The 15,431-nt window shown below is 26.6% G+C and carries 22 protein-coding genes; 9 read left to right on the plus strand and 13 right to left on the minus strand.

Annotated features, from left to right (window positions below):
• The first annotated feature begins 4 nt into the window (after positions 1-4).
• The 9 genes from KMP12_RS03290 (at position 5) to KMP12_RS03330 (ending at position 7,202) form a co-directional block, all read left to right on the plus strand.
• A complete protein-coding gene (locus KMP12_RS03290; protein ID WP_215756322.1) occupies positions 5-1,699 on the plus strand; it encodes a M3 family oligoendopeptidase in 1,695 nt (564 codons plus the stop codon).
• 123 nt (positions 1,700-1,822) lie between these two features.
• Positions 1,823-2,602 (plus strand): phosphatidylserine decarboxylase, encoded by a 780-nt coding sequence (locus KMP12_RS03295; protein WP_215756323.1) that lies wholly within the window; start codon positions 1,823-1,825, stop codon positions 2,600-2,602.
• Positions 2,603-2,614: 12 nt separating this feature from the next.
• A complete protein-coding gene (locus KMP12_RS03300) occupies positions 2,615-3,166 on the plus strand; it encodes a YqeG family HAD IIIA-type phosphatase (RefSeq protein WP_215756324.1) in 552 nt (183 codons plus the stop codon).
• A gap of 23 nt (positions 3,167-3,189) precedes the next feature.
• Positions 3,190-4,308, plus strand: coding sequence for a ribosome biogenesis GTPase YqeH (yqeH, locus tag KMP12_RS03305; protein WP_215756325.1), 1,119 nt, complete (start codon positions 3,190-3,192; stop codon positions 4,306-4,308).
• A 62-nt stretch (positions 4,309-4,370) separates the two neighbouring features.
• Positions 4,371-4,670: a ribosome assembly RNA-binding protein YhbY gene (yhbY, locus tag KMP12_RS03310; protein ID WP_215756326.1), complete on the plus strand. Its 300-nt coding sequence runs from the start codon at positions 4,371-4,373 to the stop codon at positions 4,668-4,670.
• Complete coding sequence (gene nadD, locus KMP12_RS03315) at positions 4,670-5,266, plus strand: nicotinate-nucleotide adenylyltransferase (RefSeq protein WP_215756327.1); 597 nt, start codon at positions 4,670-4,672, stop codon at positions 5,264-5,266. Before yhbY ends, nadD begins: the two co-directional genes overlap by 1 nt.
• The gene (gene yqeK / locus KMP12_RS03320; protein ID WP_215756328.1) at positions 5,256-6,128 is read left to right on the plus strand and encodes a bis(5'-nucleosyl)-tetraphosphatase (symmetrical) YqeK; all 873 of its coding nucleotides are present in this window, start codon (positions 5,256-5,258) and stop codon (positions 6,126-6,128) included. Before nadD ends, yqeK begins: the two co-directional genes overlap by 11 nt.
• A 14-nt stretch (positions 6,129-6,142) precedes the next feature.
• Positions 6,143-6,481, plus strand: a complete 339-nt coding sequence (gene rsfS / locus KMP12_RS03325; RefSeq protein ID WP_215756329.1) for a ribosome silencing factor — start codon at positions 6,143-6,145, stop codon at positions 6,479-6,481.
• Position 6,482: 1 nt separating this feature from the next.
• Positions 6,483-7,202, plus strand: coding sequence for a class I SAM-dependent DNA methyltransferase (locus KMP12_RS03330; protein ID WP_215756330.1), 720 nt, complete (start codon positions 6,483-6,485; stop codon positions 7,200-7,202).
• Between the two features lie 29 nt (positions 7,203-7,231).
• Here KMP12_RS03330 and KMP12_RS03335 read toward each other — a convergent pair whose 3' ends face one another.
• The 13 genes from KMP12_RS03335 to KMP12_RS07915 all read right to left on the minus strand — a co-directional run bounded on the left by KMP12_RS03335 (position 7,232) and on the right by KMP12_RS07915 (position 15,410).
• Positions 7,232-7,519: a YutD-like domain-containing protein gene (locus tag KMP12_RS03335; protein WP_215756331.1), complete on the minus strand. Its 288-nt coding sequence runs from the start codon at positions 7,517-7,519 to the stop codon at positions 7,232-7,234.
• A 4-nt stretch (positions 7,520-7,523) separates the two neighbouring features.
• Positions 7,524-8,735, minus strand: a complete 1,212-nt coding sequence (locus KMP12_RS03340) for a serine hydrolase family protein (RefSeq protein ID WP_215756332.1) — start codon at positions 8,733-8,735, stop codon at positions 7,524-7,526.
• Between the two features lie 441 nt (positions 8,736-9,176).
• Positions 9,177-9,473, minus strand: a complete 297-nt coding sequence (locus KMP12_RS03345) for a hypothetical protein (protein ID WP_215756333.1) — start codon at positions 9,471-9,473, stop codon at positions 9,177-9,179.
• Positions 9,474-10,015: 542 nt separating this feature from the next.
• Positions 10,016-10,777: an Eco47II family restriction endonuclease gene (locus tag KMP12_RS03350; RefSeq protein ID WP_215756334.1), complete on the minus strand. Its 762-nt coding sequence runs from the start codon at positions 10,775-10,777 to the stop codon at positions 10,016-10,018.
• Positions 10,764-11,792, minus strand: coding sequence for a DNA cytosine methyltransferase (locus tag KMP12_RS03355; protein WP_252344681.1), 1,029 nt, complete (start codon positions 11,790-11,792; stop codon positions 10,764-10,766). The genes KMP12_RS03350 and KMP12_RS03355 overlap by 14 nt, the downstream gene beginning before the upstream one ends.
• On the minus strand, positions 11,785-12,009 hold the full coding sequence (locus tag KMP12_RS03360; RefSeq protein WP_215756335.1) for a helix-turn-helix domain-containing protein: 225 nt from the start codon (positions 12,007-12,009) through the stop codon (positions 11,785-11,787). The genes KMP12_RS03355 and KMP12_RS03360 overlap by 8 nt, the downstream gene beginning before the upstream one ends.
• Positions 12,010-12,082: 73 nt before the next feature.
• Entirely contained in the window at positions 12,083-12,271 is a 189-nt protein-coding gene (locus KMP12_RS03365) for a hypothetical protein (RefSeq protein ID WP_215756336.1), read from the minus strand.
• Between the two features lie 415 nt (positions 12,272-12,686).
• Positions 12,687-12,896, minus strand: coding sequence for a hypothetical protein (locus KMP12_RS03370; RefSeq protein ID WP_215756337.1), 210 nt, complete (start codon positions 12,894-12,896; stop codon positions 12,687-12,689).
• A 57-nt stretch (positions 12,897-12,953) separates the two neighbouring features.
• Positions 12,954-13,232 (minus strand): glycine/sarcosine/betaine reductase component B subunit, encoded by a 279-nt coding sequence (locus KMP12_RS03375; protein ID WP_215756338.1) that lies wholly within the window; start codon positions 13,230-13,232, stop codon positions 12,954-12,956.
• A 2-nt stretch (positions 13,233-13,234) separates the two neighbouring features.
• A complete protein-coding gene (locus KMP12_RS03380) occupies positions 13,235-13,687 on the minus strand; it encodes a hypothetical protein (protein WP_215756339.1) in 453 nt (150 codons plus the stop codon).
• A gap of 127 nt (positions 13,688-13,814) precedes the next feature.
• Positions 13,815-14,045 (minus strand): helix-turn-helix transcriptional regulator, encoded by a 231-nt coding sequence (locus KMP12_RS03385; RefSeq protein WP_215756340.1) that lies wholly within the window; start codon positions 14,043-14,045, stop codon positions 13,815-13,817.
• A gap of 412 nt (positions 14,046-14,457) precedes the next feature.
• A complete protein-coding gene (locus KMP12_RS07910) occupies positions 14,458-14,556 on the minus strand; it encodes a DUF4368 domain-containing protein (protein WP_483867053.1) in 99 nt (32 codons plus the stop codon).
• The gene (locus KMP12_RS07915) at positions 14,553-15,410 is read right to left on the minus strand and encodes a recombinase family protein (RefSeq protein ID WP_483867051.1); all 858 of its coding nucleotides are present in this window, start codon (positions 15,408-15,410) and stop codon (positions 14,553-14,555) included. Before KMP12_RS07915 ends, KMP12_RS07910 begins: the two co-directional genes overlap by 4 nt.
• Positions 15,411-15,431: the final 21 nt, after the last annotated feature.

Below are 15,431 nucleotides of genomic sequence, written 5' to 3' on the forward strand. Positions count from 1 at the left end.
AACTATGAAATTTGATAACTATGAGTATAAAAGACCTGATGTAGAGGAAACAAAAACAAAATTAGAAAATTATAAAAAACTTTTATCGCAAGCAAATAACTATAATGAATTTATCAAAGTTTTTAAAGAATATAATAAATTTTTAGAAAAAATTGCCACACAATCAACATTAGTGTCAATCAGAAATAGCCTAGATACTACTGATAAATTTTATGAAGACGAACAAGAATTTTGGAATGAATTTTCACCAGAGATAACTGCTTATGAATCTAATATTTCAAAAATAATTTATAATTCTCAATTTAAGGAAGAATTAAAAAATGAAATAGGAGAACATTACTTTAATCTTATTGAATGTGATTTAAAAATTTTTAAAGATGAAATTTTAGAAGATTTAAAAGAAGAAAATAAACTTCAAACAGAATATGTTAAATTAACTTCAAGTGCTAAAATTTCTTTTGATGGCCAAGAACATAATTTAAGTGGTATGGCAAAATATACACAAGCTGATGATAGAGAGATTAGAACTAAAGCTAATAATGTATCAACCAAATTCTTTGAAGACAATTTAGAAAAATATGATGATATTTACGACCGTATGATAAAAGTTCGTACAAGAATTGCTAAAAAATTAGGTTTTGAAAATTTTGTAGACTTAGCTTATTTACGTTTGAGAAGAACAGACTACACTTCTAAAGAAGCGGCAGGATATAGAAAACAGATTTTAGAAAATGTAGTACCTCTTGTAGAGAAAATTAAAAAAGACCAAGTAGCACGCTTAGGACTTGATAAACTGAATTTTCAAGATGAAGCGATAATGTTTAAAACTGGCAACCCAAAACCTAAGGGGGACAGAGAATTTTTAGTAAATAATGCTATAACAATGTACCGTGAATTATCAGAAGAAACTGCAGAATTTTTTGATTTTATGGTAGATAAAAATTTATTAGATTTAGATACTAAAGAAGGAAAAGCTGGTGGTGGATACTGTACCTATATTCCAGATTATCGTTCGCCATTTATTTTTGCTAATTTCAACGGCACACCTCATGACGTAGAGGTTCTTACTCATGAAGCTGGCCATGCTTTTCAAGTATTTAGAAGCCGTGATGTAAAAGTTCCTAGCTACATTTGGCCGACATACGAGGCTTGTGAAAATCACTCAATGAGCATGGAATTTTTAACTTGGTCATGGATGGATTTATTTTTCGAAGAAGATACAGAAAAATTTAAGTATTATCATATAGCATCTTCATTAAAATTTTTACCGTATGGAGTTACGGTAGATGAGTTTCAACATTTTGTTTATGAAAATCCAAAATTAAGTCCTAAAGAACGACGTGATAAGTGGCTTGAAATAGAGAAAAAATATTTACCAAGTCGTTCTTATGAAGATGTACCATCACTAAACAACGGAATGTTTTTCTATCGACAAGCTCATTTATTTACTTCTCCTTTCTATTATATTGATTATACTCTAGCCCAAGTTTGTGCTTTCCAATTTTGGAAAAAAGCTAATCAAGATACAAAAGTAGCTTGGAAAGAATATTTACATCTTTGTGATTTAGGAGGAACAAAACCATTCTTAGAATTAGTAAAAGAAGCTAATTTAGAAAATCCTTTTGTTGATGGAACAATTAGTAATATCACACCAGAGTTAGAAAAATATTTAAACTCAGTAGATACAAGTAAGTTTTAAAAATAAGCAGTAGGTTTTTTTACAAACCTGCTGCTTAAATTTTTAATTTTAACAATATATATTTGCTTAATAACAAGGTTTATAGTAGAATTATATAGAAAATATACAAAAGTGAGGAAAAAAATGATAAAGAAAAGATTATTTCAAATCTGTGTTGAATTGACTAACGGAAAATATTCTTCCAAAGCATTACAAAAATTAACAAAATCAAATGTGAGTAGATTATTAATTCAACCCTTTATAAAAACTTATAAAATTAATACTTATGAGATTTTAAAAGATGTGGCAGATTTTAAAAATCTAAATGAATTTTTTATTAGACAAGTACATCCAAGTTTGCGACCAATAGCAGAAGGAAAAAATGTAGTAGTAAGTCCAACAGACGGAGTAATATCAGAAGTTGGGACAATAGAAGATGATGCTACATTTATTGTAAAAGGACAAGAATATAGAGTTAAAACTTTACTAGCTGATAAGGACAGGGCAAAAGAATTAGCAGGAGGAACTTACATGGTTATCTATCTTAGCCCTAAAAATTATCACAGAATACATTTCCCAACTGCTGGCGAAATTGTTGGAAGTTACACTCTAGGTAAATATTCATATCCTGTTAATAATGCCGGCTTAAAATTAGGAGATACAGTTTTAAGCTATAATTATAGAAGAGTATTGACTATAAAAAATGAAAATATAAAATATAATTTGATACCTGTAGGAGCTCAAAATGTAAATTCAATTATAGAAACTTATGAGGATAATTTTGTAGAAAAAGGTGATGAGTTAGGATATTTTGAATTTGGCTCTACGGTAGTTTTATTATTTGAAAAAGATACTTTTGAAATTAATAATTTAGAATTGCCACAAGAAATAAAAATGGGACAAATAATTGGAGAAATAAAATAATTAGAGGTTAGTATGGTATTAAAAAAATTTTTTTCACCAGATGATTTTGTTGAAGAATATGAATTTATAGATGTAGAATATATGAATATGCATAACAAGAAGGTAATAATATCAGACCTAGATAATACGCTAATATCGTGGGATAGTAAAAAAAATACTAAGAAACTAACTAAGTGGCTAACGAAAATGCGTAAAGCTGGTTTTGATATAATTGTAGTTTCTAACAACTCAGAAGAAAGAGTAAGAGATTTTTGTAAAAAATTAAATTTAGAATATGTAGCAGAAGCTAAAAAACCTTTGACAAACGGTTTTAAAAAAGCCCTAAAAAAACTTAATCGAAAACCAGAAGAAGCAATAATTTTAGGAGACCAAGTACTTACAGATATTTTTGGAGCAAAAAATTTAGGTGGGGCTATGAGTGTTTTAGTAAAACCAATTTCAAGAACAGATGCCTTTAAAACTAGAATAAATAGATATTTTGAAAGCAAAATAGTTACTAATTTAAAAGAAAAAAAACAATTTCCTGTAATGAAATTACGTAAAAATAAAATAAAAAAAGTATAATTTATTATATAAGGAGATAAATATTGTTAGAAAAAATAACTTGTATAGGCTGTGGAAGTCAGATACAAACAGAAGATAGTAAAAAGCAAGGTTATCTACCAAAAAATGTTTTAGAAAAAAGTATCGATAATGAGATAATATGTAAAAGATGTTTTAGACTAAAACATCATAACGAGGTTACTGATGTTGAACTTGGAGCAGAAGATTTTTATGAATTAATAAAAACATTAGCAAAAAAAGATGCTTTAATAGTAAAGGTAGTAGATATATTTGATTTTTCTGGTTCATGGATAGAAGACGTTACAGAAATAGTTGGTAAAGATAAAGATATAGTTTTAGTTGCCAACAAAATGGACTTATTGCCAAAATCAGTCAAAGAAAATAAGATAAAGCAGTGGCTTTTTAAAATGATGAAGCAAAAAGGAATAAAAGTAAAAGATATTATCCTAATAAGTGCTATAAAAAATAATGGTATAGAAGAACTGGCCAGTAAATTAGATATATTACGCAATAAGAAAGATATTTATATAGTTGGAGCAACAAATGTAGGAAAATCAACTTTAATAAATAAACTTATTGAACTAACATCAGGCGATAAAAATATCATAACGACATCACATTTTCCAGGTACAACTCTAGGTATGATAGAAATACCTCTAGACAAGGAAACTAGTATTTACGATACGCCAGGAATTATTTTAGATTATGACATTGCACATTATTTAGATGAGAAAACATTAAAATTAGTAATTCCTAAAAAAGAAGTTAAGCCCAGAGTATTCCAACTTAATTCAAAGCAAACTATCTATTTTGCTGGTTTGTGTAGAATAGATTTTACAAAGGGAGATAGACAAAGTTTTACTATATATGCATCTAATCAGATAGACTTACACAGAACTAAATTAGAAAACGCAGATAACTTATTTGAAAAACACTTAGGAGAAATGCTAGCTCCACCATTCAAAGATAATTTATCAATTTTTTCTGAAACTATAAAAAAATCATTTAAAATACAAAATAAAAAAACGGATATTGTAATATCTGGTTTGGGTTGGATAACTGTTAATAGCGACCTTGGTTGCGAAATAGATATAGTATTACCTAAAGAAATAGAAGTATTTACAAGAGATTCAATAATTTAAAATATTAATAATAAATTTTTAAAACAAGAATTTAGTATTAATTTATTACAATAGGAGAATAAATGTTAATAGGAAAACAAAAAAGACAATTAAGAGCCTTGGCTCATAACTTAAATCCAATTTTCCAAATAGGTAAATTAGGAGTAAATCCAGATATGATAAAAGGAATATCTGATGCACTAGAAAAAAGAGAATTAATAAAAATAACTATATTACAAAATTGTTCAGAAGATAAAGAATATGTTGCCGACTTAGTATCAAGTAGAACTGGTTCAGAGTTAGTTCAAATTATTGGTAATATAATAGTTTTATACAGACAATCATCAAAAGAAAAGTATAGGAAAATAGAGTTGGTGAAATAATGAAAAAAATTGCACTTTATGGTGGGTCTTTTGACCCAGTCCATATAGGTCACCTTATAACTGCTAGTAATGTTGTAGAAGATTTAGCAATGGATAAATTAATATTTATCCCTTCTAATAAAACACCACTAAAAAATGAAAATTTAAAAGCTAGCAACAAAGATAGATACAATATGCTTGTAAAAAGTATAAGTAAGAATAAAAAATTTTCTGTTAGTAGTTATGAAATAGATAAAAACGATATTAGCTATACCTACTACACTATAAAATATTTTAAAGAAATATATACTGATGCTAGTTTGTATTTTATAATAGGAACAGATAGGGTTAAAGATTTAAAAAAGTGGCACAGAATTTCTGAACTTAGTAAAATGGTTACCTTTATATTTGTTGCTCGTAATGAAGAAAAATTAGAAGAAATAATTTCAAAAGATACTTTTTATAAAGAGATAAATTATGTTATACTAAAATCGCCAGTTATAGAGATTAGTTCTACTGATATTCGCAATAAATTAAAAAATAAAAAAAATATATCTTATTTAGTTGATAAGGATTGTGCCAATTATATAGAGGAGTTGAGTTTATATGAATTTTAATGAAATTAAAGAAAAAGTAAAAGGAATATTACCCGAAAAAAGATATGAACATACATTAAGAGTTGTAGATACAGCTGTTATGTTGGCTGAAAGATTTGGAGCTAATGTAGAAAAAGCTCGTCTTGCAGCCTTGCTACATGATATATGCAAGCCTATGGACGAAGTATTAATGAAAAAATATGTAGTTAAGTATAATCTTGATATAAAGTTACTTGACTATCCAACAGAAGTTTTACACGGACCAGTTGCTAGTGTTTATATAGAAAAAGAATTTGATGTTCAAGACGAAGAAATAAAAATGGCAATATTTAGTCATACATTTGGACGTAAACATATGTCCCTATTAGAAAAAATTATTTTTATCGCTGACTATATTGAACCACAAAGAAAACATCCTCACTTAAAAGAGGTTACAGAAGTAGCAGAGTACGACCTTGATGAAGCAGTACGTCTTGCAGCAAAATATACCTTGGTATACTTAATTGATAACGATGAAAGAATTTATCCTCCATTGTTAAAATGTTATAATTATTATAATATAAAAAATTATCAGGTAGGATTTAAAGAAAAAAATAAAGAGAAAATATTATCTGGTGAAAAAATTATTACAATAAGAAATAAGAGTGAGGCACACTTTAAAAAAGGTGATGTTTTAGAAGCTATAACTTATGATGACAGAACAAAAACAGTTTTTGCAACATTAGAAGTTGAACTTGTAAAAGCAGTAACAAGAGATAAACTAAATGACAGATATGCAAAATATTATGGAGTTAGCAGAGAAGAATTAATAGAAAAATTAGCAACTAGATATCCTGAAGATGATGAATTATATGTTATCATGTTCCGTTTGATTAAAAAATAAGAAAGAGAGAAAAAATGACAGTAGAAAAATTATTACAAGTAGTAGTAGATGCCTGTGATGAAAAAAGTGGTTATGATATAGTAGCCTATGATTTAACAAGTGCAGGATTTTTATATGATTATTCAGTTGTTTGTCATGCTCCTACTAATAGACAAGTAGAAGCTATCGCTTCTGAAGTAAAAGAAAAAGTTCAAGAAAATGGCGGTAAAATTCTTAATATAGAAGGTTGGCGTGAAGCAAAATGGGTTCTTTTAGATTTAGGAGATATTATTGTTAATATAATGACAAGAGATGACAGAGAGTATTACGCATTAGACAACCTATTTGAAAAATATCCTCTTAAAGAGGTTTAATATGTATCAAAATTTAAGTATTGTATATGATAGGATAATGGACGTTGATTACGATAAGTATAAGAATATAATTAAACAAGAATTAATGGATAGTAATAATCTGTTAATTCTTGATTTAGGTTGTGGCAGTGGAGCCTTAACAGAATATTTAGCTACTTATGGTCAAGTTTTTGCCGTAGATAAAAGCGAAGAGATGTTAGCACTCGCCAGCATTAAATTTTCCAAAGCTAATTATATAGCCCTTGATTTATTAGAAATTCAATTATTAAGTAAAAAATTTGATTTTATTATTAGTGCTTTTGATGTTTTTAATTATCTGGAAAATTTTAAAGAATTTACACTAGCTTTAGAAAATGTTTATGTAGTTTTAAAAAAGGGTGGGAAATTTATTTTTGATATACATACACCATCAAAAATAGATGAATTATTAAATGAGCAACCCTTTGCATATGAAGATGAAGAAATAAGTTATCTGTGGTTTACATATCCTACAGAAAATAAATTAGAAGTAGAAAGCGAAATAACATTTTTTGTTAAAGAAAAAGATAATCTATACAAAAAAATATATGAATATCAAAAACAGCGTACATATAATATAGATAAAATAATAGAAAAAATCTTAGAAATAGGTTTTAAAATAAAGACTTATTTTTGTGATTTTGAATTTGCTAATAGGGATTATCAAAATTCAAAACGTTTAATTTTTGTTTTAGAAAAATAGCAGTGCATAGGAAATTATGCACTGCTATTTTATATTCTTTTTAAGACAAAAAACGGACAAGCTAGATTGCAAAATTCTAATAAATATTCTTCTAGGTTCCTAATGTTTTTTGGGTGGTTCTTATCTTTATTATTGAAAAATCCAGATAATCTTAATTTTTCATAAGCTATGTCGCCAACTATAAAGGGTTTATCATCTAAAATATCAATATATTTATCTAAAAATAATTCCTTATCAAAGGCATTTTTGTAATTAAAGATTAATTCAAACTTGCCATATTCAGTTTCTAAAACTAAATTTTCTTGAGTTAATTGCATTTTATTAGTCCTCCTTTTTAGAAAAAGTTCCCTGCAATAGATATATTAAAATAAAAATAGCAACATATACTAGCAGAACAAATGCAAAGAAATATTGGCTTCTGTTGACAATAATATCAAGTTTTTCTCTTTTGTTGCGTTCTTTAAATTTATTATCTTGAATAAATGTATTTTTTAATTTAGTTAGACTTGAATTGTCTGTGTTAGACTTGTAAGAAGAAAATACAGTTCCATTATTGGCAGATAGATAATCGTAATCTTGGAATAATAATATTTTCCCATTCATTAAAAAATATTTTTTATTTGTTTGTTCATGGTCCTTGTAAAAAAAGTCGTATATATCTTCTTCAATAGTAATATTTTCATTATTTATATCATAAGTCCCAGCCTTTAGGGCAAGTTTATAATTATAATTTGCAAATAGGTAATTATATAATTCTTGGATAGTATCAAAGAAATCATCTTTTTCTTGAGCTATATCCATAATAGATACTATAAATTTAGTATTTCCACTATAAGCAATAAAAGTAGCATTTTTCCCGTCATAGTTTAGACCTAAGGCTCTAAGTATATCAGAAGGAATAAATTTAACATCATTTTCTACTTTTTCGCCACTAAGAAATTCATATTCAGGATTTTTAGTAATATCTGTTATTGTAGGATAATTTTTCAGAGTAACTTCAGTTAAATAAGCTAAGTTTTTAACACTTGTTTTATTTTCTTCACTAATTTCAAATTTATTTAATTCCGTATCTCTTAAAGTCAATTTATCCAAAATTAATTGAGCTTGAGAGATACTTATATTAAATTTTTTAAAGATTGCTAAAGCTAGGCTAGGACTATCCTCTTGTTCTAAAATAAAGATGGCGTCTTTAACACTTATAGTATTTTCAATTTTATACTTATCTAAAATTTCATCAGAAGTAACTTCTATTTTCGTTTCTAAGTTTATTTTTTCATCTCTAAGTTCTTCAGACAAAACAAATACTGCAATATGGTTTATTAAATTTTTGTAGGCTACTTGTTTATTGCCATCTTTTTCAGAAACTATTTTTCCAGTATTGTAGTCAGAAACAACAATTTTCATATTAGAATTATTTCTAAGTAATTGGTTAATTGCGTTATTATCTATAAATTTTTCATCTGCAATAGCAAAGTTACCTTGTAAAAGTAAAAAGCTAACTATTACAGAAGTAAATATTTTTTTAATTTTCATTTTAATTTCCTTTGTAACATAGTTAGTAATTAGTATATTACAAAAACAAAAAAAATTCCATAGTTAAGTGCGAGATAATAAATTTATAATTTTTTTATTAATATGGTTACTTAATGGTCTTTGTATGTCTTTCCACTACTTTTAATATATCTTGATAACTTTTTAATCATTGTATCTATATTTGTTCCTAATTTTTCTTTTAGATTTTGGTATTGTTTGGTGTTTAAATTGATATTTTGGAATTCTCCGTAAAAGTTTGTGGATAGTGGCTCATTTCCCCTCCTCTTATCTATATTATCCTTTACTAATCTATCCTTATCTTATACTAAGCTGCGTATCCAATTTGTATACATTCTGTATATATTAAGTTGTTTTTAGTTAATAAATGTTATTATCTCCTAATTGTAATAATGATTTTTCATACTGATAAACCCTTTCTTTCTACCTGTCTTTTTGTATATAGTTGTTTATCTTCCAGTGCGTAATAACTATAATTCCACTTTCAAAAGATATAATAAATCTTTTTGCTGGTAGCATTTTAAAATCATTTTCACTTGCTTCTATAATTCTTTGTATTCTTCTAGGATAGTTTACAAAGCCGTCATCATCTGCAAGTATCGTAAAGTGAATATACAGTGCTTGAGATGATAAGGGCATATCTAAAAATAAATCACTAGAAATAAGTGTTTTTGATAGCATTCTTCTTTCTGCCATTTTAGCATACCTTTCTAAATTCATATCTTTACTTGCTTGTTTCACCTTTTCATTTACATTGATTTTTTATTAGTGTTATCTAATGCTTTTTCTTTTTGATTATTTAGCTTATTCGCTAATTCTTTAAAGTGTTTTATTAAGGCCATAGTGATTGGTTTTTCAATGGTTTTGTATAAGTCTTTGTTCGCTTTGTAAAGTTTGATATAGAGTAATTTTTTATCTAGGTTTTATATTTCTTATTGTCTTGCTAGTTGGGTGTTATTTGCTTTTTCGTTTAACTCAACTGAGTTTCATAAATAACTTCTATTTTTAAATTCTCTTGCTATGTTTTGAGCTAGTAATATATCCTTGTGTAATACTCTTTCTTTTCTTGTATAGTCGTGGGTTATTCCGTCCCATTATTTTTTTATTTTCTCTCCACTAATATATGCAGCACTTGCGACTGCACTTTTTCCTTTTCCCCTTGAAATAATCTCTATTGAAAAATGGAAACTATCTGCCATTTTAAAATCTCCTTTCTTACAAGTAAAAAAGACGACTAGATTTTTATCTAATCGTCCAATATTCTACCAGTTAAAACCCTCATAAGTACTAAATGCTAATTTATATAAGGCTAACAATGTATCATTATTAATATTTTCTAATTCCTCAAATACTGTATCTTTTTGCACCTTAAGTTCTTTATTATTGGAAATGATTTTTTCAATTGTTATTGGTAACTGCTCGCATATCAAACTAAAAGCATTCTTATCTCCAGTTACTATCTCATAGAATTTATCTATTGAAATTCTTCTTAATTTTTCATTTGAAGATTGCTTTGCTTTATCGAGAGTTATTATCCAAGGTATATTTTGAGATTTTTTAGCAATAACCTCTACTAAGGCACAAATACTTTTTTCTTTATCCTCAGCATTTAATAAATGATTTTGCATTTTCATAAAAGTTTTACTAGATGATGAACTATTCATTGTATTGTGTTTATTCTTCATTTCAACATAATATGTTATATCATCATTTCTAAATATTATATCCCACTCCTCATTTGGAACTTCACATTTTTTTATACTTTTAAATAAATTTTGATGAAAATATCCAATTATATTACTATTAATTTTATCCCTTTGTCTGTGTATTTCTAATTTTATAATTTCTTCAAAACTTTTATCAAAAACATTTTTATCAAAAAGTAACTTAATTGGATCTATTAAATTACTATTAAATTTTTTTAAATTTATGCTCTTTAAAGTTTCATTATACTGTTTCAAAGTATTGGTTACATGATTTTCAAAATCTTCTTTTGAAATAAAATTTAATTTATAAGTTTCCATTTTTTAATTCCTCCAACTTTTTTAATATTTTTAAACCTACCTCTTTAGCTAAATTACACGGAACAGCATTCCCAACTTGTCTATACTGAGACCCCATTGCTCCAGTAAATATCCAATCATCTGGAAAAGATTGAATCCTTGCATTTTCTCTAACTGTAAATGGTCTAACTTCCGTTGGATGACATCTATCTGTCTGTTTCATTTGAGGCGTAGTTAAAACTGTTAAAGATGGTTCATTTAAACTTAATCTTCTCAATATACCAGTTCTTCCACCAGCCATATGCCAACAAGATTTCATATAATCTTTAGCAATATCTTCTGGAATATCTCTCCAATATCCTCCTGGTGGTACTAAAGCAAAAATATTCTCTTTAGTTTTTGAATACTTAGCACCTAAACTACTAGGAACATTTTTTAAAATATCTGATAATACTGGCTTATATTGATGTTTTTCTGGATATGAAAATTCTTTATTATTTAATAAATCTATTCTTATTCCTACAACAATTAGTCTTTCTCTTTTTTGTGCAACACCATAATCCCAAGCATTTAATACTTCATAAAATATTTTATAACCCTCTTGTTCAAAAATATTTATAATAGTTTTAAATGTTCTACCTTTATCGTGAGATAATAAACCTTTTACATTCTCAAATAATAACATTTTAGGTTGTAACTTATTTAAAAAAACTGCGTAATGATAAAACATTGTACCTCTAACATCATCAAGTCCAAGTCTTTTGCCAGCATAACTAAAACTTTGGCAAGGAGTTCCACCTGATAATAAGTCCAATTTTCCCTTTTTTATATTAAATTCTTTCTCCAAATCTCTTTTAGCAACAACTTCTATATCTTCACAAATAACATTCCATTTTGGTCTATTTATTTTCAATGTATTAACAGCATTTTTATCATATTCAACTAATCCAATATGATTAAAACCAGCTTGTTCTAACCCTAACGCCAAGCCACCTGCACCTGCAAAAAGTTCAATACTTGTATATATATTATTCATTAAACGAATTTCCTCCTGATTTACAATAACAAATAATTTCGCCAATATCACATTCAAGTGCCTCACATATTTTCTCAATATTCTTTAAAGATATATACTCATTCTTACCCATATTTGCTATGCAATTTGTTGTTAAATTTGCTTTTTCTAATAAATCTTTTTTCTTCATATTTCTTGATTTTAAAATATTCCATAACGGATCATACGATATGTTCATACTATCCTCTCTTGCCTTTTTATTTTGTTTAATTATAACAAAAAACTTGAGTTTTCTCAAGTTTCATTATCGGTTATATTAACATTTCATCGAACATATCATTCAAAAGATTACAAGGACTATTTAAGTATTCGTTATATATACTATCTAACACTTTTTCATCATCTATTCCTTTTTCTATACTGATTATCGCCTTTATATAGTTTTCATAATCTTCTTTTTCTAGTTCTTCTAATTTCTCTTTATATTCTTTCCATTTCATTTTTATTTTTCTCCATTTCTTTTAGTTCTAATAATTTAATTCCACTTTGTCTTAATCTTTTTATTTTCTCTTGTTTTAACTGTTCTCTTTTTATCTTGTATCTTTCTTCATATTCTTTTTGTTTTCCGTTAGCTTTTCGTTTTAGATAGTTATTATGTAATTTTAATCTGTGCTCTTCTTTTTTCTTTTCTTCTTATGATAATATTATCTTTTCCTCTATACTTAATTTTAATTTTTTCTTATTTTCTGTTTGTATATTTGCTCCTTTCTTGAAATAAAAAAGCGACTAAGATTTTTCTCAATCGCTTAAATATTTAATATATATTTGTTTTTATAGTATAAGAATTTTAATTTTTAACCTATGAAAGTAAATTTATTATTCTTTTCTTCTGAAAAAATATTGAATTGTTAATAATTATCCCCAAATAGCACATTTACCTGCAGATATAGCCAACTGTGCAACTATTCCTGCAACATTAGTTTTCAATCCAAATTTTACTAATTTTTTTGTTACATATTCAGCTGTTTCTCCCCACATCTTTCCTTCAATATAACCTCTTAGATTTCCAGACATCAAATCAACAAGTTCCATCCCTGGGATCATTCCTACTAATTCTTCTCCCATGCAAGATACAAAATCCCTGTCTTCTAATTCGGCCTTTAAATTTGCTGAAAGATTCTCCTATTTATAAATCCTTTCTATTCCCATTGCTACTAAGGGTGCCTTCTCATTGCCGTATTTTTCAATTAACAAATCTTTATTTACATATAAAATTCCATTTTTATAACTTGTTGCTTCTTCAAATAAAAATATTAACTCTTTTTCTATATCATTTTTTAAAGTCTCTACTTCAGATTTATTAGAAACAACCTTGTTGTCATATGCATATACAGATACAGTACTTCCAAAAGTTCCCATTAAAATATTTAAGGCTAAAAATATTGATAATATCTTTTTCATAATTAAGTCTTCCTGAAAAAATTATTTTCTTGTAAATAATTAAAATTTTCTTTTACAAAGCCGTAAATCCCCTGAAATTTATCTACTTCATAAGAATAAATTTTACCACCGGCTTTCCAAGAAATAATATGTTTTGTCATTTTTTTTTCAATATTGAAATCACTAATTTCATTATGTTTATATTTATTAAACGAAATTTCTCCTCTTTTTAAAAAATCTAGTACTTCTCCTGAAATTCTTGCTTCATATATTGCGTCACTAGTGAAAACTAGTAAATATTGTAAAGATGCATCTATAGCATTATAAGTACTATTAATAAGCAATTTTATTAAACCTTCTTTTATACTACGATTCTTTGTTACGATTAAGTAATTATTTTCTTCAGGTATATTATTATTTTGTAATAATTCAATAATCTTACTTTTATCAAAATCATTAAACAATAGACTTTTCATAAATATACACCTCCTTTTTATAACTATAACATACTAGAAAAACTACATTAAAACTTATCTCCGTTCTTATACCTCTGAGGATTAATATTTTTCATACTTAACACCTCCTATTTTTATTTTATATAGACTACTCACAACAATAGCATTTATATTCTCCGTTTCCATCCAAATCAAATAATCTATATATACAATTATCTAATGCTTTTGAAATTTTATTGGCAAATACTAATGAAGGTACTTCTCTTTTATTAGCTTCTAAAAAACTTATATACTGTCTTGAAACTCCTCCAATTCTTTCTGCTAATTCACTTTGTGTAATTTTCAATTCTTTTCTTCTCTCTTTTATTCTATTATTCAATCATTTCACCCCTTTTTTTATAGCATAGCATATCTATTTAAGTTTTGCAAGCTATTAGTTGCATTTTTTATTTGTTTTTCATATTTTTTATATAAAAACTATTCTATTTTATTTTCTCCATTTCTTTTAGTTCTGATAACTTAATTCCATTTTGCTTTAATTTTTTTAGTTTATCTTGTTTTAGTTGTTCTCGTTTTACCTTATAGCTTTCTTCATATTCTTTTTTGCTTACCGTTTGCTTTTAGTTTCAAGTAGTTATTGTGTAGTTTTATTCTTCTTTCTTCTCTTTTTAGTTCTTATTCTGCTAATATTATCTTTTCTTCCTCACTTATTTTTTTCTTGTGGAGGTTTGTAACTATCTAAATAAATATCTATCCGTTGTGGTGATGTAGGAGATCCTTTTATATCTCTTTCATATACAATAATTTTTTTCGATAAATTCATTGTTCATATATGTTGTTAGTTCTTCAAATGTATTGTATTTTCCAATTAACTTTATAAATTTTTTTATTCCATCTTTTTATGTGTTATATTTTTTATCTTTTGTTCAATTCCTTTTAATTCTTCAGTAAGTTTTAGTTGTTCATCTTCATACTGTACATTTAATACTTCATATCTTGTGCTTGGTATTTTTTCTAAAATCATATCTTCATATATTCTACACATTAGTTTTTCTAAAATTTTTATCCTATGCTTACATTCTGTTTCTCTTGCAAGATTGTATTCTATTTCCTCTTTTTCCTTTTCTTTCATTTCATCAGTTGCAGATAATATAAATTCATCTTTATCAAGTTCTATTTGCTTTTTTATATCTTCTAGTATTTGTTTGATGAGTTCTAATACATTTTCTGCCTTTATTCTGTGTGCCGTTTTGCACTGACTTCCACAAGGTGTCTTTGTATATGAACTACAAGTATAGTAAGGGATATTTTTGTAATTGTATGTTATGTGAACATACATTATGCTTCCACAATCACTACAATATAAAAGTCCACTTAGTGAGTGAAATTCGCCCCAACCATTTGGGTATCTTTTTACATTTCCTCTTATTCTTTGAACATTATTAAATGTTTCTTGCTCTATGATTGGCTCGTGTGTATTTTCGAATACCAACCACTTATCTTCTGATACATACTTACTTTTTTTGTCTTTAAAGTGTTTTCTTGTTTTAAAGTTTACTGTATGCCCTAAATATTCTTGTCTTTTTAAGATATTTGCTATGGTTGAACTACACCAACGATATGGATAATTTAATTGAGTTGTTTTATATAATCCCACTTTTAGTCTTTGTTGATGTACTGCAGGTATTGGTACTTGTTCATCTTCTAATATTCTTGCGATACGATAAGGTCCTGCTCCTTTCATTGTTAAATCAAATATTCTTTT

The sequence above is a fragment of the Gemella sp. zg-1178 genome (genome assembly GCF_018790995.1).
Lineage (GTDB): Bacteria > Bacillota > Bacilli > Staphylococcales > Gemellaceae > Gemelliphila.